Here is a 1,597-nt window from a genome sequence, read left to right as displayed (position 1 = left end):
ACCTGACTTGGCTCATTTTGTCGTGATAGGTTTCATATTGACGTTGTGGCCTGGGGTTTTGTCTCGTTCGTGGGTGAAATGTCGTACTAACGGGTTGGGGGTAGGCTATGGAGTATGCCACGACCCCGGATTCGTACCGTGATAACCAAGTCGGGCGCTACCGCGGTACAAATCGTGTGGCGTTACGTGGATCGCAAGCCCGTACTCGAGCACATTGGTTCAGCCCACACGCCCGGTGAACTCGCGCTCTTAAAAGCCCAGGCCCAGCGCTTGATCGACGGGGACCAGCTCTCCTTAAACCTGGAGACGGGCGTTGAGACAGCGCCGGCGCGCGTGGCTAGTGGTTCGGTGGATAATCCCTTGACCGTGGCTAGCGAGCGTGCCGGCTACCTCCTCGACGCGATCCGTGGGGCTTTTGATTTCCTAGGTCTAGGCGTGCCAACCAGCCATGACCCGGTGTTCTACGATCTGGTAGCCGCCAGGATTATCCACCCGGGCTCCAAGTTTGATTCCATCGAGACTCTTGCCGAGGTCGGGGCGCGTTCGGCTTCGTATTCCACGATTAAACGCCACCTGCCCCGTTATACGGAAGAAGAATTCCGTGACAGGATCACGGCCACGCTAGCAAGGCATGCGGGTATCGGGCCAGGCGTTCTCGTCCTTTACGACGTAACAACCTTGTATTTCGAGACGGATAAAGAAGACGAGTTACGCAAGCCGGGGTATTCGAAAGAACGCCGTATTGACCCGCAGATCACGGTCGGGATGCTCACCGACGCATGTGGGTTGCCGTTGGCGATTGGTGGGTTTGAAGGAAACCGGGCCAAGACCCACACGATGCTACCCATGATTGAACGCCTCAGGCGTGCCTACCGGCTTACCGATATCACGGTTGTGGCTGATGCGGGAATGTTCTCAGCTTCTAACAAGCAAGAGATTATCGGGGCTGGTCTGGGCTATATTCTGGGCACGAAAGAACGTGATATCCCTGCTCCTATCGCAAAGTGGCGTGAAGAGAATCCGGGTAAAGACTATGTGGATGGTCAGGTCTGGCGTCAAGAAAACCACGCTAAGAGGGTGGCTGGGCAGGGTGTGGGTGTGGTGGAGTCGGTTGTTTATTATCAGTACTCCAAGGATCGGGCTCGGCGCACCAGGCGGGGTGTGGAAGAACAGTTAGACAAGGCCAGGCGTGCGGTGGAAGGGAAAATACCGGTCAAGCGTAACCGGTATGTTGACTTGCAAGCTCCTAATAAGCGCGTGAACCAGGCGTTAGCGGATAAGCATCTTGCGTTGGCTGGGATTAAGGGTTACGAGACGAATCGGTTGGATTTGGATGCTGGTGCGGTGATCGGTTTTTATCGCCGGTTATTCCGTATCGAGAAGGCTTTCCGGATGGCGAAGTCGGATTTACGGGCGCGTCCGATCTTTCACCGTAAAGAGGACTCGATCCAGGCGCATTTAACGATTGTGATGGTGGCGATGGCGTGCGGGCATGTTCTTGAGCAGGCCACGGGTGTGTCGTTGAAACGGTTGGTGCGGACGTTGAAGAAGTACCGCTCGTTCACGCTTGAGGTCGGCGGGCAGGTCGTTCATGCTC

The 1,597-nt window shown here is 56.0% G+C and carries 1 protein-coding gene; it reads left to right on the top strand.

The window, feature by feature from the left end:
• Positions 1–114: 114 nt before the first annotated feature.
• A partial coding sequence (locus ACRQFC_RS09180) for an IS1634 family transposase (RefSeq protein WP_435734676.1) occupies positions 115–1,597 on the top strand: 1,483 nt, incomplete at its 3' end.

It is taken from the genome of Actinotignum inguinis (genome assembly GCF_051265835.1).
Taxonomy (GTDB): Bacteria; Actinomycetota; Actinomycetes; order Actinomycetales; family Actinomycetaceae; genus Actinotignum; species Actinotignum timonense.
Note: the sequence above shows the minus strand (reverse complement) of the source record. Positions and strands in the feature narration are given on the sequence as shown.